Here is a 19,254-nt window from a genome sequence, read left to right on the forward strand (position 1 = left end):
CTTATGCTGCGGGTACCGGAGCGTCTTCAGGCGAGGAGCCATCATGCGTCGGACAGCGTCGCCCTCCCGTGACACACCGTTCGAGGAAGGTCTGGCTCCCCAGGCGGAGATGGCGCCACGGGTCGCCGTCGCCATCACCACGGTGGTGATCTGCGGCTTCTTCGCGGTCGCCGTCACGTACGTGCTCCAGGCCCGCTACACCACGCTCGGCCTGGTGTCCTGCTTCGCGCTGCTGCTGGTCCTGATGGGCCTGCAACTGTGCCATTCCTTCCCGTCGTTCATGCCGCCCGCCGTGACCCGGCACCGCCGCTGGACCCTGGCCGCGCAGACCCTGCTGACGTACGCGCCGTTCGGCGTCTTCGGCGCCGCCTGGCTGGGGATGCCCGGTTTCCTCGCCGCGTCCTCGCTGCTCGTGCTGCGCACCGCGCTGGGCTGGCTCGCCTTCGGCACCGTCGTGGTGACCACCGGAGCGCTGCAGTTCGCGGTCGGTTTCGGCGTGGGCGAGCTGGCGTACAACTGCGTCGCCACGGCCCTGACCGGTCTCGTGGTCTACGGGGTGAGCCGGCTCGCCTCTCTGATCCGCGAGGTGCAGACCGCGCGCGAGGAGCTCGCCCATCTGGCCATCACGCAGGAACGTCTCCGCTTCGCCCGCGACCTGCACGACCTGCTCGGTTACAGCCTCTCGACCATCACCCTGAAGTGCGAGCTCGCCTCCCGGCTCGTCCGGCTGGACCCGGAGCGGGCCGAGACCGAGATCACCGAGATCCTCCAGACGGCCCGTCAGGCCCTGGCCGACGTCCGTGCCGTGGCCAGCAGTTATCTGCACATGAGCCTGCGCCGCGAGCTCGACTCGGCCGAGTCGCTGCTGCGGACGATCGGCATACGGACCGAGGTGCGCGCCGGCGTCGAGCTGCCCTCGGGTCCCGTCGACACGGTCCTGGCGACGGTGCTCCGCGAGGGCATCACCAACGTGCTCCAGCACAGCAAGGCCCAGCACTGTGTGATCGAGACGGCCGAGGAGGGCGACCACGTGCGGATCACGGTCGTCAACGACGGCGTGGGGGAAGAGCGTTCGATCTTCCACACGGCCGCTCCCGGGGCGGGCGGCAGCGGCCTGAACAACATGACCACGCGCGTGGAGGCGCTGGGCGGCCGGCTCACGTCGGGGGTGCGCGAGGACGGCTGGTTCCGGCTCAGCGCGGAGGTCCCCCGGCAGGCGGGCGTCCGCGTGGCCCCGGACGACGAGCGGGCGGGCGTCCGCGTGCCCCCGGACGACGAGCCGGAGGCGGCCGCCCTCCCGGGCCGCTGACCCGCCCCACCCCTCCCGGGACGCGGGCCGGTCTCAGAGCCAGCCCATGTCCCGGGCGATGCGGACCGCGTCCATGCGGTTGCGGGCGTTGAGCTTGGTGACGCTGGTCGTCAGGTAGTTCCGTACGGTCCCGGCGGACAGGAAGAGACGCCGCGCGATCTCGGGCACGTCCTCCCCCTCGGAGGCCAGCCGGAGCACCTCGGTCTCCCGGGGGCTCAGCGGGTTGTCGCCGATCTGGAGCGTGGCGACGGCCAGCTGGGGGTCGATGACCTGCTTCCCGGCCGCCACGTCCCGTATCGCCGCGGCCAGTTGGGAGGGGTCGGCGTCCTTGAGCAGGAAGCCCGAGGCGTGGGCCTGGAGGGCGCGCATCAGGTTGCCGGGCCGTCCCAGGCTCGTCAGGATCACGGTCCGGCACTCCGGCAGCCGCTCGTGCAGCAGGCCGGCGGCCCGGATGCCGTCCATCCCGGGCAGGTCGATGTCGAGGACCGCGACGTCGGGCCGTACTTCGAGCGCCCTGGGCACCACCTTGTCCCCGGCGTCCACCTCGGCGACCACTTCGAGGTCCGCCTCCAGCTCCAGCAGGGCCACCAGGGCCCTGCGCAGCATGAGCATGTCCTCGGCGAGCAGGATTCTGACCATCGTCCCCCCATGACGCCGCAAACGCGGGCGGTCCCTTCGGTTTCGGTCGATCTTAGCCCTGCGCGGACAACCGGAACCCGAACGCGGAAGGCGAAAAGCCCGGTTGGACGTGGTGTCGGGAATCCGAGGGGGTCACCCGGCCGCGGCGAGGACCAGCGGGAGCACCCGCGCCGCGCCCGCCCGGCGGAGCAGCCGGGCGGCGACGGCGAGGGTCCAGCCGGAGTCGGTGAAGTCGTCCACGAGCAGCACGGGGCCGGGAGCGGCCGCCAGGGCTTCGGACAGCTCCCCGGAGACGGAGAAGGCACCGGAGAGCGCCCTGAGGCGCTGTGCGGAGTTGCTGCGGCGCACCGCGTGCGCGCCGTCCGGGCCCGTGTGCGTCAGGGTGCCCAGGTACGGGAGGCGGCCGACGTCCGCGATGCCCCGGGCGAGGGAGCCGACCAGGTGCGGGCGGGCCAGGGAGGGCACGGCGACGACTCCCACCGGCCGCGCGGAGGCGTCCTGGACGTCCGGCGCCCAGCCGCCCGGGGAGCGCGCCCAGTCGGCGAGGACCGCCACCGCGGCCTTGAGGACGTCGTCCGGGACCGGCCCGTCGGGCGCGTGCTCGGCGAGGAGGGGGCGCAGGCGGTTGCCCCAGCCGATGTCCGAGAGCCGCCCCAGGGCCCGTCCGGTGGAGCACTGCTCGCCCGCCGGGATGCGGCCCTTGAGCTCGATGCCCAGGGCGGGCATCCCGGTCGGCCACATCCGGCGCGGCTCGACCTCCACGCCCGGGCGGTCCAGCTCCCGGGTCGCGCCCGTCAGCGTCTCCTGCGACACGGAGGCGTCGGCCCAGGCGCCCGCGCAGTTGTCGCAGCGGCCGCACGGGGCCGCGCCCTCGTCGTCCAGCTGGCGGCGCAGGAACTCCATCCGGCACCCGGAGGAGCTCACGTAGTCGCGCATGGCCTGCTGCTCGGCGGCCCGCTGCCGCGCCACCCACGCGTACCGCTCGGTGTCGTACGCCCAGGGCCGCCCGGTGCTCTCCCAGCCGCCCTTGACGCGGCGTACGGCGCCGTCCACGTCGAGGACCTTGAGCATCGTCTCCAGGCGGGTGCGCCGCAGGTCCACCGCCGCCTCCAGGGCGGGCACGGACAGCGGCCGTCCCGCGTCGGCGAGGGCGGCCAGGGTCTGGCGGACCTGCGCCTCGGGCGGGAAGGCGGTGTCGGCGAAGTAGCGCCAGATCGCCTCGTCCTCCCTGCCCGGCAGCATCAGCACCTCCGCGTGCTCCACGCCGCGCCCGGCCCGGCCCACCTGCTGGTAGTAGGCGATCGGGGAGGACGGGGAGCCGAGGTGGATCACGAAGCCGAGGTCGGGCTTGTCGAAGCCCATGCCGAGGGCGGAGGTGGCCACGAGCGCCTTGACCCGGTTGTCCTGGAGGTCGGCCTCGGCCTGGAGCCGGTCGGCGTTCTCCGTGCGGCCCGTGTACGAGGCGACCGCGAAGCCGTGCTGCCGCAGGAAGGCGGTGGCCTCCTCGGCGGCGGCGACCGTCAGCGCGTAGACGATGCCGGAGCCCGGCAGCTCGTCCAGGTGCTCGGCGAGCCAGGCCAGCCGGTGCGCGGCGTCCGGCAGCCGGACCACGCCGAGCCGCAGGCTCTCGCGCTCCAGGGAGCCGCGCAGCACCAGCGCCTCGCCGGCCCCGGTGCCGAGCTGCTCGGCCACGTCGGCGGTCACCCGGGCGTTGGCCGTCGCGGTGGTGGCGAGGACGGGCACCCCGGGGGCGAGCTCGGTGAGCATGGTGCGCAGCCGTCGGTAGTCGGGGCGGAAGTCGTGGCCCCAGTCGGAGATGCAGTGCGCCTCGTCGACCACCAGGAGGCCCGTGGTGGCCGCGAGCTTGGGGAGCACCTGCTCGCGGAAGTCCACGGAGTTGAGGCGCTCGGGGCTCACGAGGAGGACGTCGGTGTCGCCGCGCTCGACCTCGTCGTAGATCGCGTCCCACTCCTCGGGGTTGGCCGAGTTGATGGTGCGGGCCCGGATGCCGGCCCGCTCCGCCGCCTCGACCTGGTTGCGCATGAGCGCGAGGAGCGGCGAGATGATCACGGTGGGTCCCGAGCCGCGGCGGCGCAGCAGCGCGGTGGCGACGAAGTACACCGCCGACTTGCCCCAGCCGGTGCGCTGCACCACCAGGGCCCGCCGCCGCTCCTCCACGAGGGCGGCCACCGCGAGCCACTGGTCCTCCCGCAGCCGCGCCGTCCCCTCGGGGGCGCCGACCAGCCCGGCGAGAACGGCATCGGCTTCGGCGCGGAGCTCCAGGTTGTCCATGCCCCCATGCAACCCGATGCCACTGACAATCGGCGAACTCACCCAGCGTGACGGCCCGTCCACGAGCGGAAGGGGTGTTTCCGCTGGTGCCCGCGGGGTGTCCGGCGCGTGGAGAGGAAACCGGCGGACGAACGGGGAGTGAACAATGGGCAACTGGGCAGGGATATGAGTGGCATACCAACGCATTCCCGTCAGCGGCCTCAATTGCTCATTGCCGCTCGCGCACGGGCCCGCAAGAATTGGACCACCGCCCCACAAGGCCCGTCAGCGGTCCGGAAGGACTGTGCCGTGGTGCGCCCTCACCCGACCTTGCCCGCTCAGCGGGCGCGTATCCGAAGGGAGGACCGTGACCCTCGGATTCGCTCCGCCCACAGCCACCTCGTTCAGATCGTCGTCCGGGTCCGCCAGCCGTCTGGCCCGGATACTCGAACCCTCCGAGTGGGCCGCGGCGGGGATCCCCCTGCTCGGTGATCCGCGCGAGGTCGTGGGCGGCCTGCACTCCCGTCACGCGCCCGAGCCCTCGACGGCGGTCCTCGCGGTCCTGGACCACGAGGAGCGGATCGCCGCCAGCGCCTCGTTCGTCACCCGCTCCGCGCCGGCGGACGGCTGGGAGTTCCGCAACGCGCTGCTCGCGCACCTGCGGCGCGTGATCCCGCACGACCTGCGGAGGCGGACGCCGGTGCGGACCGCGGTGCTGCTGTACTGCCGCGAGGGCGACGAGCGGTGGACGGAGGAGGACGGGGCCTGGATGTGGGGGCTCCGGGACGCCTGCACGCTGCACGGGCTGCGCTGCGGGGCGTACATCACGCTGACCAAGAGCGGCTGGCAGGTGCTCGGCGAGGGCCGGGGAGGCCGCAGGCCGAGCTCCGACTCGCTTCCCGTGCCGCTCGACGACGGTCCGGCCGAGTTCGACCGGATCACGCCGAGGACCGCGAGCGGCGCGGCCGAGCCGCTGCGCCGGGCCGCCGCGCGCTGAGCGCACGGGCGGCGGTCGACCCGCGGCGCACGGACCGCGTTACGGACGCCGCAGGGGCGTCGTACGGCCGCCGGCGGCCTCCGCCGGACCCCTCGGGGCCCGGCGGGAGGAACGGCCGGGGAAAGGGCCGCCGGTCAGACGCCGGCGCCCGCTCCGAGGAGCTCCGTGATGCGCTGCGGGTCGCCGCAGACGACGAGCAGCGCGCCCGCGCGGGCCATCGCCGCGGGCAGGACGCGGGCGGTCGCCGCGTCGTCCCCGCCGTTGACGGCGACGATCACCACGGGACGGGGGGCGGCCCGCTCCACGGCGGAGGCGTCGGCGAAGAACACGTCGTCGCCGCTGTCCTGCTGGGCCCAGTAGGAGGCCTCGCCGAAGGACAGCTCGTGCGCCGTCCAGGGGTGCTGCTCGCCGGTGGTGAGCAGCAGGACCTCGCCGGGGGCGCGGCCGCTCTCCAGGAGCAGGTCCAGGGCCTCCTCGGCGGCGTCGAGCGCGCCGTCGACAGGGGCCGGGATCAGCTGGAGCTGGGGGGCGGACCGCTGGTCGGAACGATTCTCCGTGCGACCGGCCGGGGCCTTGCCGGGCACGGGCCGCGGCTTCGGCGGCGCGGGCCGGGCGGGTCCGGGGACGGGGTGTCCGGGTCGCGGGGAGGCCGCGGAACGCGGACCGGGTACGGGACGGGGGGTCGACGCGGGGCGGCCGGCGGCCGCGGTGGCGCGGGGACCCTGGGCGCTCTCGTGAATCTGAGGCTCCTCGGGGATGAGAGGCATGGGTGGATGTCTATCAAACGCCGCTGCGCGGGGCATCGGCGGGTGGGCGCACAGGTGCGCCCCGGGCGCGTGAGCGGCCCTTCGGCGGCTCCGTGACCGGAAGTTCAGAAGTCGAAGCCGAGTTGGCCCCCGCTCTCCAGCGCGGCCGCCTCGACGGAGAGGCGGACCTTCTTGAGGTGGCGCCACCGGGGCAGCGCGTCCAGGTAGGACCAGGAGAGCCGGTGGTGCGGGGTGGGGCCCAGCTCCGCGAGGGCCGCCCGGTGGACCGGCGAGGGGTAGCCCGCGTTGGCGCCGAAGGCGTACGGCGCGTACTCCCCCGGACCGGTGCCGGCCCCGGCCCCCAGCTCCGCCATGAGGGCGTCCCTGCGGACCTTGGCGAGGACGGAGGCTGCGGCCACGGCAATGCAGGACTGGTCGCCCTTGATCACCGTACGGACCCGCCAGGGGCTGCCGAGGTAGTCGTGCTTGCCGTCGAGGATCACCGCGTCGGGCCGCACGGGGAGGCCTTCGAGGGCCCGGACCGCCGCGAGCCGCAGCGCCGCGGTCATGCCGAGGTCGTCGATCTCCTGCGGGGAGGCGTCGCCGAGCGCGTACGCCGTCACCCACCGCTCCAGTTCCACCGCGAGGGCGGCACGGCGGTGGGGGGTGATCAGCTTGGAGTCGGTGAGTCCTTCGGGGGGCCGGCGCAGTCCGGTGACGGCCGCGCAGACCGTGACGGGACCGGCCCACGCCCCGCGCCCGACTTCGTCGACTCCGGCGACGATCCTGGCGCCGGTGGTGGCTCGGAGCGATCGCTCGACGGTGTGGGTGGGGGGTTCGTACGGCATGGCGCCAGACAGGTTACGCCGCCCGGGACCGCCCGCGATACCCGGATTCCCGCCAAGCTCCCGCACGCCCCCGCCGTCCCGCCTCCCGACCCCGCCGCCACCCCGCTCCGACCGCCCCGGAATTCACTTCCGCACACCATGGAAAGGGGGAAGGCGACGCCTCGAAGCCCTGGAAAACCCAAAAAAAACCGGCACCAAACCCCCACCAGCACACGGGAGGTCGCACCCGCGAAGGCACGGGCAAACCCCGGGCCCGGCAGATGGTCATCCCCGGGCCCGGCAGGTGGTCATCCCCCGGACCCGGCGACACCGGACCCCGGTCTCAGGAGGTCGTGACGGGCACCCACTCCGGAAGGTCCTCGGTCTGCCCCAGCCAGTCCACCGGCGGCGCGCCGGCCTCCGTGGCGGCCACCACGCCCCCCGCGATGGCACAGGTCGTGTCGACGTCGCCGCCGACCTGCGCGGTCGTCCAGAACATCCGCTCGAAGTCGCCGAGCGCCCGCGCGGCCGACCAGAGGGCGAAGGGGACCGTGTCGTGCGCGCTGGTGCGCCGTCCGCTGCCGAGCACGGCGGCGACCGTGCCGGGGTCGCCGTAGTCGAGCATGTCGCGGGCCCTGCGCAGCCCCGCCCCGACCGCGCTGCGCGGCACCAGGGCGATCACCCCGTCGAGCAGCGCCTCGGGCGTGGGCGGCCCGGCGGGGTCGGCCGCGAGGGCGGCCGCGGCGGCGACGGCCATGGCGCCGACCACGGCCTCGCGGTGCTGGTGGGTCGTGTACGCGGAGATCTCGGCCTGGTGGGTGGCCTGCTCCGGGTCGTCCGCGTACCAGGCCCCGAGCGGGGCGATCCGCATCGCGGCGCCGTTCCCCCAGGAGCCCTGCCCCTTGAAGAGCGCGGCGGCCAGCTCCCGCCAGTCGCCACCCTCCCGGACGAGCCTGAGCATCCGGTTGACCGCCGGGCCGTAGCCCCGGTCGAAGTCGTGGTGGTGCGCGAAGGACAGGGCCAGGGCGTCCTGGTCGATCCGGCCGTGTCGCGCGAGGACGGCCAGGACGGAGCAGGCCATCTCGGTGTCGTCGGTCCACTGCCAGGGTCCGGGCGGCAGCTCGCGCCGCTTCAGGAGGGGGTAGTGGACGGGTACGAAGAACTGGGAGCCCAGGGCGTCTCCCACGGACAGCCCGCGCAGGCTGGCCAGGGCGCGGTCGAAGCGCCGGTCGGGTGAGGAGTCAGCGGTCATCGGTCTGCCACTCTATCCGGTGCTGCCGTACGGTTCCGGGGTACGCCAGCGTTCGAACGGCCTGTCCAGACGGTACCTCCCGTCCTCCCCGAGCAGGAGGACGCGGGTCTCGGCGTTGCCGGGGTTCGACAGCGACTCGAAGTCCGCGACCGTCCAGTGGAACCAGCGCATGCAGAAGAGGCGCATGGTCAGTCCGTGGGTGACGAGGAGGACGTTGGGCGGGTGGTCGGGGGCCTCGAAGCTGCGGTACAGGCTCTCCAGGAAGGCCCCGACCCGGTCGTAGACGTCCGCGCCCGACTCCCCCTGGGCGAAGCGGTAGAAGAAGTGCCCGTACGCGTCGCGGTAGGCCTTCTGGAGGCGCACGTCCTCCCTGTCCTGCCAGTTGCCCCAGTCCTGCTCCCGCAGGCGCGGCTCCTCGCGGACCCGGACCTGCTCCGGGGGGAACCGGAAGGCGCGGAGGGTCTCGTGGGTGCGCCGGTAGGGGGAGACGTAGACGCTGACCGGCTCGTCGCCGAAGAGCTCCCGCAGCCGATCCCCCGTCTCCTCGGCCTGCCGCAGTCCGGTCGCGGTCAGCTTCAGGGCATGGTCGGGCTCGCGTTCGTACACCGTGTCGTCGGCATTGCCCTCGGACTCTCCGTGCCGGACGAGGACGATGCGCCGCGGTCGTGCCATACCCCGACCCTAGATCGCCGTCCTCCGGAAGGCTCGGCCGAGGGGGGCGACCGGCGGGGCGGCGGGGCCCTCGGACCGTCCAGGGCGGGGCGGCGGGGTCCTCAGACCGTCCAGGACGGTTCGAGCCGTACGACGTCCCCGTTCAGCGCCGCCACGTCGGCCGCGGTCCTGGCCCGCAGCCCGAGCCGCTCGACCCGCTCCTCGCGGTACTTGCCGTGCTCGGCGGCGGACTGCCACATCGAGAGGACCAGGAACTCGCTGCCGGGCGCCTCGCCGAACATGCCCCGCAGCATCCCGGGGGATCCGGCCATCGCCGGGTTCCACACCTTCTCCTGCATGAGCGCGAAGTGCTCGGCGCGGTCCTCGTGGACACGGCAGTGCGCCACCCGCGCCACGTCGGCGTCGGAGAAGCGCGGCTCGAATCCGGTCTTCACGTCGAAGCGGTGGTCGAACAGCCTGACCCGGCCGTCGCGGAACGTGCCGACCTGGGACGCCGCGAGCCGGTCGTGCGACCGCGCCATGAAGGAGTCGTAGAAGGCCCGGCTCTCCCAGAACGCGAAGACGTGGGCGACGTCCGGCCGGCTCCGGCTCCACCCGCCGCCCTGCCCCCGGAAGCCCGGCTCACCGAGCAGCCCCGCCCATTTCCGCTGCCCCCGCTCGAACCCTCGACGGTCCACCACGGTGCAGCGAATCCACTTGACCAGCACCGCGCCATCGTACGGGGCCGGGAGGCACCCCGGCAGTCCCCGGCGGGCGCACGCGCTCCGGCCGCGCGCGCTCCCCCGCTCCGGACCGGACGCCTCGACCGGACTTCCCGTGAACGCCCGTCAGAAACCTTCCTCATGAGCCGAGTTCTTCCACCCGTCCGGTTCGAGCCAGACGGACGACGAGATCCGGCTCGTCACCGCCGGTCCCCTCCGGCGCCGGACCCTCTGCCACCGGCGCATGACACCATGAGTGACCGGCACGCGACCCGGGCCCCGCGCACGGGCCGGCGGTACGAGGCGAGGCGCGCGGGGGCGCGCGGAGAGGGGAAGCACCATGAGCGGACTCAACAAAGGGGTGGGGCGCGTCGAGGTGACGCTCAAGTGGGACCCCGCCCCGGCCGGCGCGCCGGCCCACGACCTGGACCTCGTCGCCGGCGTCTTCACCTCCGACGACCCGCACGGCGCCCCGGCCCAGCTGGTGCACTTCGGCAGCCGCTCCCCGGACGGCACGATCACCCTCCACCGCGACAGCCGTACGGGCCAGGGGTTCGGCTACGACGAGGCCATGACCGTCGAGCTGGACCGGCTGGCCCCGAGGTACGCGCGCGTGGTGGTGGGCGTGGCGATACAGCAGAGCGGCGGGCGGATCTCCTTCGGCGACGTCACGGGCACGGGCGTACGGGTCCGCGAGGGCTACACGGACCTCCTGACGCACGACTTCGCGGACGTCCCGGGCGCCCTGTCGGCGACGGTCGTGGAGTTCACCCGCACCGGACCGGACGGCTGGGCGTACCGCCCGGCCCTCCGCGGCTTCGACGCCGACCCCCAGGCCTTCGGCACGCTCCTCGGCTCCGAGGCCTCCTGATCCTCCGGGGCACGCGGAAGGGGCGCCGACCGGTCGGTCGACGCCCCTCTCACGGACGGATCAGCTGCAGCCGCTGGTGGAGCCGCAGCCCTCGCAGATGTAGCAGGAGCCGGCCCGCTGCATCTTCGTGCCGCAGGAGAAGCAGAGCGGGGCGTCGGCGCTGATGCCGAGCTGCATCTCGACGAGCTCCGCCGAGGTGTGCGCCTGCTTCGGGGCCGGGACCTCGGTCTTGGGGGCCGGGGCGGTGGCGACGGCCTTCAGCTCCGGGGTGCGGGGCGCCGACTGGGCCAGGCCCTCGACGTCGACCTCGTTGTCCCCGGGCTGCTCGTACGAGCCGGTGTCCAGGTGGCGCTGGCGCTCCTCGGCCGAGTGGATGCCGAGGGCGGACCGGGTCTCGAAGGGCAGGAAGTCGAGCGCCAGGCGGCGGAAGATGTAGTCGACGATCGACTGCGCCATCCGCACGTCCGGGTCGTCCGTCATGCCGGCCGGCTCGAAGCGCATGTTGGTGAACTTCGAGACGTACGTCTCCAGCGGGACGCCGTACTGGAGGCCGACGGAGACGGCGATGGAGAAGGCGTCCATCATGCCGGCGAGGGTCGAGCCCTGCTTCGACATCTTCAGGAAGACCTCGCCGAGACCGTCGTCCGGGTAGGAGTTGGCGGTCATGTAGCCCTCGGCGCCGCCGACGGTGAAGGAGGTGGTGATCCCCGGGCGGCCCTTGGGCAGGCGCTTGCGGACCGGGCGGTACTCGACGACCTTCTCGACGGCCTCGCGGATCGTCGCCTCGGACTTCGCGGTGACCTCGGCCTTCTCGTCCTCCTTCTTCTTGGCGGAGAGCGGCTGGCCGACCTTGCAGTTGTCGCGGTAGATGGCGAGCGCCTTGACGCCCATCTTCCAGGCCTCGAAGTAGACCTCCTCGACGTCCTCGACCGTGGCCGTCTCCGGCAGGTTCACGGTCTTGGAGAGGGCGCCCGAGATCCACGGCTGGATGGCGGCCATCATGCGGACGTGGCCCATCGCGGAGATGGAGCGCTCGCCCATGGCGCAGTCGAAGACCTCGTAGTGCTCGGCCTTGAGGCCGGGGGCGTCGACCACGTTGCCGTGCTCGGCGATGTGGGCGACGATCGCCTCGATCTGCTCCTCCTGGTAGCCCAGGCGGCGCAGGGCCTGCGGGACGGTGCCGTTGACGATCTGCATCGAGCCGCCGCCGACGAGCTTCTTGAACTTGACCAGGGCGAGGTCGGGCTCCAGGCCGGTGGTGTCGCAGGACATCGCGAGACCGATGGTGCCGGTGGGGGCGATGACCGAGGCCTGGGCGTTGCGGAAGCCGTTCTTGGCGCCGAGGCGGATCACGTCCTGCCAGGCCTCCGTGGCGGCGGCCCAGATCGGGGAGTCCAGGTCGTCCACGCGGACGGCCGTGGTGTTGGCGTCGGCGTGCTGCTTCATGACGCGCTGGTGCGGCTCGGCGTTGCGGGCGTAGCCGTCGTACGCGCCGACGACGGCGGCGAGTTCGGCGGAGCGCTTGTACGAGGTGCCGGTCATCAGGGAGGTGATGGCGCCGGCGAGGGCGCGGCCGCCGTCGGAGTCGTACGCGTGGCCGGTCGCCATCAGGAGGGCGCCGAGGTTGGCGTAGCCGATGCCGAGCTGACGGAAGGCGCGGGTGTTCTCGCCGATCTTCTGCGTCGGGAAGTCGGCGAAGCAGATGGAGATGTCCATCGCGGTGATGACGAGCTCGACGACCTTGGCGAAGCGCTCGACGTCGAAGGACTGGTGGCCCTTGCCGTCGTCCTTGAGGAACTTCATCAGGTTCAGCGAGGCGAGGTTGCAGGACGTGTTGTCCAGGTGCATGTACTCGCTGCACGGGTTCGAGCCGTTGATGCGGCCGGACTCGGGGCAGGTGTGCCAGCGGTTGATCGTGTCGTCGTACTGGATGCCCGGGTCGGCGCAGGCCCACGCGGCCTCGGCCATCTTGCGGAAGAGCGCCTTGGCGTCGACCTCCTCGATGACCTCGCCGGTCATGCGGGCGCGCAGGCCGAACTTCCCGCCGTCCTCGACGGCCTTCATGAAGGCGTCGTTCACGCGGACGGAGTTGTTGGCGTTCTGGTACTGGACGGACGTGATGTCGTCGCCGCCCAGGTCCATGTCGAAGCCCGCGTCGCGCAGCGCGCGGATCTTCTCCTCTTCCTTGACCTTGGTCTCGATGAAGTCCTCGATGTCGGGGTGGTCGACGTCGAGGATGACCATCTTGGCCGCGCGGCGGGTGGCGCCGCCGGACTTGATCGTGCCGGCGGAGGCGTCGGCGCCGCGCATGAAGGAGACCGGGCCGGAGGCGTTGCCGCCGGAGGAGAGCAGCTCCTTGGAGGAGCGGATGCGGGAGAGGTTCAGGCCGGCGCCGGAGCCGCCCTTGAAGATCATGCCCTCTTCCTTGTACCAGTCGAGGATGGACTCCATGGAGTCGTCGACGGACAGGATGAAGCAGGCGGAGACCTGCTGGGGCTGCGGGGTGCCGACGTTGAACCAGACCGGCGAGTTGAAGCTGAAGATCTGGTGCAGGAGGGCGTAGGCCAGCTCGTGCTCGAAGATCTCGGCGTCGGCGGGCGAGGCGAAGTAGCCGTACTCCTCGCCGGCCTTCGTGTACGTCTTCACGATCCGGTCGATGAGCTGCTTGAGACCGGTCTCGCGCTGCGGGGTGCCGACCGCGCCGCGGAAGTACTTGCTGGTGACGATGTTGACCGCGTTCACCGACCAGAAGTCGGGGAACTCGACGCCGCGCTGCTCGAAGTTCACCGAGCCGTCGCGCCAGTTGGTCATGACGACGTCCCGGCGCTCCCACGTCACCTCGTCGTACGGATGCACGCCGGGGGTGGTGTGGATGCGCTCGATGCGCAGGCCCTTGCTCGCCGACTTGGCTCCCTTGGTGCGGGAACCACGTGCCGGGCCGCTCGCCGTCTCTGTCATGCCGCCTCCCATATACGGGCAAAACACACTTTGGCGCCCAGATAGTCCCAGGGCACCGTCTTCTGGTACGTCGTTCAGTACTGCTGCCACGAGGGCCGGAGGGCCGTTCGGGGCACGTCTGCCGGGCCGCGCGACGGCGGCCGGTCGCACCGGGCCGCCGTGCGGCCCGGACCGCCGGTCAGTCGGCGGCGGTGGCGGGAACGGGGACCTCTGGGGTCGCACCGCTCCCGGGATTCTCGACGGGGGGCCGCACGCGGAGCTCCGCGATGGCGGCCTCGAAGTCCTCCAGGCTGTCGAAGGCCTTGTAGACGGACGCGAAGCGCAGGTACGCGACGAGGTCGAGTTCCCGCAGGGGGCCGAGGATCGCCAGGCCCACGTCGTGGGTGGTCAGCTCGGCGCTGCCGGTGGCGCGCACCGCCTCCTCGACCCGCTGGCCGAGCTTGGCGAGGGCGTCCTCGGTGACCGGCCTTCCCTGGCACGCCTTGCGCACGCCGGAGATGACCTTGGTACGACTGAAGGGCTCGGTGACGCCGGAGCGCTTCACCACCATGAGCGAGCAGGTCTCCACCGTCGTGAAACGACGGGAGCAGTCGGGACACTGGCGACGGCGTCGGATGGACGTCCCGTCGTCGGTGGTGCGACTGTCGACGACACGGCTGTCGGGGTGCCTGCAGAAGGGGCAGTGCATTGGTTCCAAGGCCTCCCTCATGGCACGGCTGACGAGCCTCGCGCGGCCCGTCAAGGCCCTGCGAAGCGACCACCAGCATAGGTGATGCGAGCACCCCCGGCAGACCGGGACCACTACCCCTGGGTGGTCGATGACATCCAACCACTAGATCTTGGGTTGCAGACGCTTCCGGACCCTCCGCGTGTCGCGGCGCGTCCGCTCCCGGGATTCCGCCCCTCCGGGTGTAACACTGCGAGGGGTCGCCGAACGGACCGCGGGCGGTCGTGGGGATCGCCGGTGATCGGCGGGCGAGGGCGACCCAGCGCCGAAGGCTACCGGAAGGCCCCGTTCGGGGCGGCGGCGCGGTCCCCCGGACGGCGGCGCGCATACACCTCTCCCCAGACAGGTGTAAGACAATCCGCGAATTTTCACTCGAACGTGTGTTTGGCGCAACCTTTCGAAAGCTACTACCGTTGTGCCAGCCAGGGAGACCATTCGAGAGGGGCCGACGACGTGACCACCACCGCAGACAGTGCCACCATCACCGCCCAGGACCGCTCCCAGGGCCGACTCGAGGCGGTGCACGCCATGAGTGACGTAAACATGACCGGCGAGGAGCCCGGGCGCCCCGCCCGCGCCCTTCCCGGACGACCTCCCGGCATCCGGGCCGACAGCTCCGGCCTCACCGACCGGCAGCGCCGGGTCATCGAGGTCATCCGCGACTCGGTCCAGCGGCGGGGCTACCCGCCGTCGATGCGCGAGATCGGGCAGGCGGTGGGCCTCTCCAGCACCTCCTCGGTGGCGCACCAGCTCATGGCGCTGGAGCGCAAGGGCTTCCTCCGCCGCGACCCGCACCGCCCCCGGGCCTACGAGGTGCGCGGCTCCGACCAGCCGAGCACCCAGCCCACGGACACCACCGGCAAGCCCGCCGCGTCGTACGTCCCGCTGGTCGGCCGGATCGCCGCCGGCGGCCCGATCCTGGCCGAGGAGTCCGTCGAGGACGTCTTCCCCCTCCCCCGGCAGCTGGTCGGCGACGGCGAGCTGTTCGTCCTGAAGGTCGTCGGCGACTCGATGATCGAGGCCGCCATCTGCGACGGCGACTGGGTCACCGTCCGCCGCCAGCCCGTCGCGGAGAACGGCGACATCGTCGCCGCGATGCTGGACGGCGAGGCCACGGTCAAGCGCTTCAAGCGCGAGGACGGCCACGTCTGGCTGCTCCCGCACAACGCCGCGTACCAGCCCATCCCCGGCGACGAGGCCACCATCCTCGGCAAGGTCGTGGCGGTGCTGCGACGGGTGTGACCGCACCCCGTCGGCTCTGACCGGGCCCCGGAACCCCTGCGCCGGTTCCGGGGCCCTGCCGTGTCCGGGCCCGGTACCTCCCGGGCCCGGATCTCAGACGCTCGCCGCCTTCGAGGCCGCGTCGATGGCCGCGAGCGACTTCCGCACCTGGTTGCGGTCGGTGGTGTACCAGAAGTCGGGCAGCGAGGCCTTGAGGTAGCTGCCGTAGCGGGCCGTGGCGAGCCGGGGGTCCAGGACCGCCACGACGCCCCGGTCGCCGGTGGCCCGCACGAGACGGCCCGCGCCCTGGGCCATGAGCAGGGCCGCGTGGGTCGCCGCCACCGCCATGAAGCCGTTGCCCCCGGCCTCCTCGACGGCCTTCTGCCGGGCGCTCATCAGCGGGTCGTCCGGGCGCGGGAACGGGATCTTGTCCATGACGACCAGCTGGCAGCTGGGGCCCGGGACGTCCACGCCCTGCCAGAGCGACAGCGTCCCGAAGAGACAGGTCTGCGGGTCGGCGGCGAAGTTCTTGATCAGCTCGCCCAGGGTGTCCTCGCCCTGGAGCAGGATCGGCAGCTCGGGGACCCGGGTCCGCAGCTCCTCCGCCGCCTGCTGCGCCGCGCGCATGGAGGAGAAGAGGCCCAGGGTCCGCCCGCCGGCCGCCTGCATCAGCTCGGTGAGCTCGTCGAGCATGTCGCCCCGGTCCCCGTCGCGCGCGGGGCGCGAGAGGTGCTTGGCGACGTACAGGATGCCCTGCTTGGGGTAGTCGAACGGGGAGCCGACGTCGAGGCCCTTCCAGACCGGCAGGTCGTCCCCGGTGGTGCCCTCGGGGGCCAGGCCGAGCGAGGCCCCGACCCCGTTGAAGTCGCCGCCCAGCTTGAGGGTGGCCGAGGCGAGCACCACGGACCGCTCGGTGAACAGCTTCTCCCGGAGCAGACCGGAGACGGTGAGCGGGGCGACCCGCAGCGAGGCACCGAACCGATCGTGGCGCTCGTACCAGACGACGTCGTACTCGGACCCCTGCGTGATCCGCTCCGCGACGCCGTGGACGGTCTCCACCGAGGCCATGGCCTGCTTGCGCACGGCGTCCTCGTCCTGCACGGACCGGTCGCGGGTCGAGCCCAGGGCCGTGATCACGGCGCGGGCCGCGTCCCGCAGCGCCATCAGGGCGTACGCGAGGTCCTCCGGGATCTCCTCCAGACGGCCCGGCAGCGCCAGCTCCATGACCCGCTCGAAGCCCTCGGCGGCGGTCTGCAGCTGGTCGGCGACCTTCTCGTCCACGAGCTTCGCGGCCCGGCGCACCGCGCGGTTGACCTGGCCGGGGGTGAGCTCCCCGGTGGCGACGCCGGTCACGCGGGAGACCAGCTCGTGGGCCTCGTCGACGATCAGCACCTCGTGCTGCGGGAGCACCGGGGCGCCCTCGATGGCGTCGATGGCGAGCAGGGCGTGGTTGGTGACGACGACGTCCGCGAGCTTGGCGCGCTCGCGGGCCGCCTCCGCGAAGCACTCCGCTCCGTACGCGCACTTGCTCGCGCCGAGGCACTCGCGGGAGGAGACCGAGACCTGGGACCAGGCCCGGTCGGAGACGCCCGGCGTCAGGTCGTCCCGGTCGCCGGTCTCCGTCTCGTCCGACCAGTCCCGCAGGCGGATCAGGTCCTGGCCCAGCTTGCTGGTGGGCGCGGCCGCCTCGAAGGGGTCGAAGAGCCCCTCCTCCTCGTCCTGCGGCACCCCTTCGTGGAGCCGGTGCAGACAGAGGTAGTTCGACCGGCCCTTGAGCATGGCGAACTGGGCGCGGCGGCGCAGCTGCGGGTGCAGCGCGTCGACCGTCCGGGGGAGGTCGCGCTCGACGAGCTGGCGCTGCAGCGCCAGGGTGGCCGTGGCCACCACCACCCGCTCCCCCTGGGCCAGCGCCGGCACGAGGTAGCCGAGCGACTTTCCGGTGCCGGTGCCGGCCTGGACGAGGAGGTGGGAGCTGTCGTCGATGGCCTCGGCCACGGCCTCGGCCATGGTGACCTGGCCGGGTCGCTCCGTGCCGCCGACGGCGGCGACGGCGGCGTGGAGGAGGTCGGGGAGGGATGGCTTCGTCATAGCCCTCCCACCCTACGGGGCGGTGCTGACAGCCCGGTCACGCGAGTGGGTTCGGAACGGTCCCGTGGACGGCCGCGTGGGGGCGCTCGGACCGGTCCCGGTAGCCGTCCAGGTGCAGACGGTTGCGGTTGAGGCAGAGCCGCTCGATGCGGGGGGTGAGGAGGTCGAAGAGCTCGAAGCGCTCCTTCAGCTCGGGGAAGCGCGCCTGGTGGCGCAGGATCTCGGCGCGGACGAGGGCCCAGAAGTCCTCCTCGGGCACTCCGAGTTGCTCCTCGCAGAGCGGCGCCAGGTAGCGGAAGACGCCGACGAAGAGCCCCGAGTGGATGAACTGGGTCAGGAAACCGGGCTCCTCCGTCAACAGGACGTCGCGGACGTCGTCCGGAAGGGTGGCGTGTTCGGGAAGCGGGTGGGCACTGATGTTCACATCGTCGACGAAGTCCTTGATCGCCAGGCGGACGGGGACGTCGTCGGTGTCGTAGACGACGATCGCGTTCTCGCCGTGGGGCGAGAAGACGGTGCCGTAGCGGTAGAGGAAGTGCAGCAGCGGAGGGAGCAGAGCGGTGAAGAGGTGCTGGAGCCAGACGGCGGGGGCGAGTCCCGAGCGCTCGACGAGTTCGGCGACGAACGCGCGGCCGGACGGGTCCGTGTGGAGGAGGGCGGCGAGGGTGCGGGCGCGCTCGCCCGGCGGCAGTCCCAGGGGCTCGCGCCAGATCGCGCCGAGCAGTTCCTTGTACTGGTAGGGGACTTCGGGCAGCCGGTCGTACAGCGGGTGCTCGACGGTGACGGAGGCGACCTCTCCGAGGAGGATCACGCGGCACTCGTCCCGGAGGAACGGGTCGTCGTCGCGCAGTCCGTGGACCCAGGAGGTGACGGCGGGGGCGGCGAGGGTGCGTTCGGTGGGCAGCCCGCGCCAGACGAGGGTGTTGAGCACGGAGAGGGGGAGCTTGACGGTGTGCCGGTCGGGGCGGCTGGTGTTGAGGAAGGTGCGGACGGACTGCTGCGGCAGGCGGAGGTCGCCGTCGGTGGGGAGGGGGACGATGTCCCCGGCGGCGACGGCCGGCGCGTAGAGGGGGAGCAGGATCTCGTCCCACTGCCAGGGGTGGACGGGGAGCAGCAGGTAGTCGTCGGGCGCGTGGCCGCGGGCGGTGAGGGCGGCGCGGAAGGAGGCGCGGACCTCGGGGTCGAGTTCCCGGGTGTAGAGGAGGTCGGGATTCTCCAGGCCGGGGACGCCCCGGTAGGCGGCGAGGCGGGTGCTGACGGCGATCCACGGCAGCCGGGCGGGGCGGCGCGCCTCGGGGGCCCAGCGGGCGGCGTCGGAGGCGGAGAAGCCGATGCGGCCCTTGTTGAGGACGAGCCAGGGGTGGCCGGTCTGGTGGCCTTCGAGTTCGGCGTAGGAGAGCTCGGCCAGCTCGTGCGCGGGGAGGGCCGTGTGGTCGAGGCGGGTGTCGGCGGCGAGGGTGGCGGAGAGCTCGCGGATGAGGTGGCCGAGGGTGGCGCCGTCGAGCCGGAGGAGGAGGCGGGCACGGACCAGGAAGTCGAAGGGATCGGTCAGGGGCCGGCCCTCGTGGGTGATCGAATCGGCGGCGACGCGCCAGCCGCCGTAGGCGCCGCGGCGGGCGCGGAAGGTGAGCGTGGTGCCGTCGTCCAGCCGCAGCGCGTGACGGTCGGGGGCGCCGTCCTCGTCTCCGGCGGGGACGGGTGCGAGGACCTCCTCGTACGCGAACTCGGAGAGGAGCTTGGCGAGGAGACGGGAGGAGGCGCGGGCCCAGGCGGCGGCGTTCAGCTCGGGGGGCGCGAGCAGTTCGGACGCGGGGGGTTCGGATGCGAGGGGTTCGGATGCGGAGGGTGCGGGGGCCTGGACGGGGATCGAAGCGGGGACCGGGACGGAAGGGGCGGGTCGTACGGAGTCGTGGGGTGCAGGGGACGTCGACACGAGGACTCCTCGGGGTGGGAACCGCTGTGGGGCGAGCGGTGT

15 protein-coding genes are annotated in these 19,254 nt (G+C 72.8%); 4 read left to right on the forward strand and 11 right to left on the reverse strand.

The window, feature by feature from the left end; genetic code table 11:
* The first annotated feature begins 43 nt into the window (after positions 1-43).
* Positions 44-1,309, forward strand: a complete 1,266-nt coding sequence (locus ACIQD7_RS05460; RefSeq protein ID WP_402439546.1) for a sensor histidine kinase — start codon at positions 44-46, stop codon at positions 1,307-1,309.
* Positions 1,310-1,342: 33 nt separating this feature from the next.
* Here the strand turns inward: ACIQD7_RS05460 and ACIQD7_RS05465 are convergent, their stop codons facing one another.
* Both ACIQD7_RS05465 and ACIQD7_RS05470 read right to left on the reverse strand, forming a co-directional pair.
* Positions 1,343-1,948, reverse strand: coding sequence for a DNA-binding response regulator (locus ACIQD7_RS05465; RefSeq protein ID WP_121830653.1), 606 nt, complete (start codon positions 1,946-1,948; stop codon positions 1,343-1,345).
* 132 nt (positions 1,949-2,080) lie between these two features.
* Positions 2,081-4,240 (reverse strand): RecQ family ATP-dependent DNA helicase, encoded by a 2,160-nt coding sequence (locus tag ACIQD7_RS05470; protein ID WP_402439549.1) that lies wholly within the window; start codon positions 4,238-4,240, stop codon positions 2,081-2,083.
* Between the two features lie 346 nt (positions 4,241-4,586).
* On the opposite strand from ACIQD7_RS05470, the gene ACIQD7_RS05475 reads away from it, so the two are divergent.
* The gene (locus ACIQD7_RS05475) at positions 4,587-5,216 is read left to right on the forward strand and encodes a hypothetical protein (RefSeq protein ID WP_121830655.1); all 630 of its coding nucleotides are present in this window, start codon (positions 4,587-4,589) and stop codon (positions 5,214-5,216) included.
* Positions 5,217-5,350: 134 nt separating this feature from the next.
* On the opposite strand, the gene ACIQD7_RS05480 is transcribed toward ACIQD7_RS05475, so the two are convergent.
* The 5 genes from ACIQD7_RS05480 to ACIQD7_RS05500 all read right to left on the reverse strand — a co-directional run bounded on the left by ACIQD7_RS05480 (position 5,351) and on the right by ACIQD7_RS05500 (position 9,420).
* Positions 5,351-5,983 carry a hypothetical protein gene (locus ACIQD7_RS05480; RefSeq protein ID WP_121830656.1) on the reverse strand — a complete coding sequence of 211 codons (633 nt, stop codon included), beginning with the start codon at positions 5,981-5,983 and terminating at the stop codon, positions 5,351-5,353.
* 104 nt (positions 5,984-6,087) lie between these two features.
* Positions 6,088-6,810: a ribonuclease HII gene (locus ACIQD7_RS05485; RefSeq protein ID WP_402439551.1), complete on the reverse strand. Its 723-nt coding sequence runs from the start codon at positions 6,808-6,810 to the stop codon at positions 6,088-6,090.
* A 322-nt stretch (positions 6,811-7,132) separates the two neighbouring features.
* On the reverse strand, positions 7,133-8,041 hold the full coding sequence (locus ACIQD7_RS05490; protein ID WP_402439553.1) for an ADP-ribosylglycohydrolase family protein: 909 nt from the start codon (positions 8,039-8,041) through the stop codon (positions 7,133-7,135).
* A 12-nt stretch (positions 8,042-8,053) separates the two neighbouring features.
* A complete protein-coding gene (locus ACIQD7_RS05495; protein ID WP_161371414.1) occupies positions 8,054-8,713 on the reverse strand; it encodes a histidine phosphatase family protein in 660 nt (219 codons plus the stop codon).
* A 101-nt stretch (positions 8,714-8,814) separates the two neighbouring features.
* Positions 8,815-9,420, reverse strand: a complete 606-nt coding sequence (locus tag ACIQD7_RS05500) for a YdbC family protein (protein ID WP_121830660.1) — start codon at positions 9,418-9,420, stop codon at positions 8,815-8,817.
* A gap of 334 nt (positions 9,421-9,754) precedes the next feature.
* Between ACIQD7_RS05500 and ACIQD7_RS05505 the strand changes: the two genes are divergently transcribed.
* A complete protein-coding gene (locus ACIQD7_RS05505) occupies positions 9,755-10,285 on the forward strand; it encodes a TerD family protein (protein ID WP_402439556.1) in 531 nt (176 codons plus the stop codon).
* A gap of 60 nt (positions 10,286-10,345) precedes the next feature.
* Here the strand turns inward: ACIQD7_RS05505 and ACIQD7_RS05510 are convergent, their stop codons facing one another.
* Both ACIQD7_RS05510 and nrdR read right to left on the reverse strand, forming a co-directional pair.
* The gene (locus ACIQD7_RS05510) at positions 10,346-13,243 is read right to left on the reverse strand and encodes a vitamin B12-dependent ribonucleotide reductase (RefSeq protein ID WP_402439558.1); all 2,898 of its coding nucleotides are present in this window, start codon (positions 13,241-13,243) and stop codon (positions 10,346-10,348) included.
* Positions 13,244-13,421: 178 nt separating this feature from the next.
* Positions 13,422-13,931 (reverse strand): transcriptional regulator NrdR, encoded by a 510-nt coding sequence (gene nrdR, locus ACIQD7_RS05515; RefSeq protein WP_030220839.1) that lies wholly within the window; start codon positions 13,929-13,931, stop codon positions 13,422-13,424.
* Positions 13,932-14,423: 492 nt separating this feature from the next.
* Here nrdR and lexA point away from each other — a divergent pair, with 492 nt between their 5' ends.
* Positions 14,424-15,212 carry a transcriptional repressor LexA gene (lexA, locus tag ACIQD7_RS05520; protein ID WP_121830663.1) on the forward strand — a complete coding sequence of 263 codons (789 nt, stop codon included), beginning with the start codon at positions 14,424-14,426 and terminating at the stop codon, positions 15,210-15,212.
* Positions 15,213-15,305: 93 nt separating this feature from the next.
* Here lexA and ACIQD7_RS05525 read toward each other — a convergent pair whose 3' ends face one another.
* Both ACIQD7_RS05525 and ACIQD7_RS05530 read right to left on the reverse strand, forming a co-directional pair.
* The gene (locus tag ACIQD7_RS05525) at positions 15,306-17,279 is read right to left on the reverse strand and encodes an ATP-dependent DNA helicase (protein WP_121830664.1); all 1,974 of its coding nucleotides are present in this window, start codon (positions 17,277-17,279) and stop codon (positions 15,306-15,308) included.
* Positions 17,280-17,316: 37 nt separating this feature from the next.
* Positions 17,317-19,080: an IucA/IucC family protein gene (locus ACIQD7_RS05530; protein ID WP_402439724.1), complete on the reverse strand. Its 1,764-nt coding sequence runs from the start codon at positions 19,078-19,080 to the stop codon at positions 17,317-17,319.
* Between the last annotated feature and the right edge of the window lie 174 nt (positions 19,081-19,254).

Origin of the sequence: Streptomyces sp. NPDC093071, assembly GCF_044754545.1 — a bacterium.
Classification (GTDB): Bacteria; Actinomycetota; Actinomycetes; order Streptomycetales; family Streptomycetaceae; genus Streptomyces.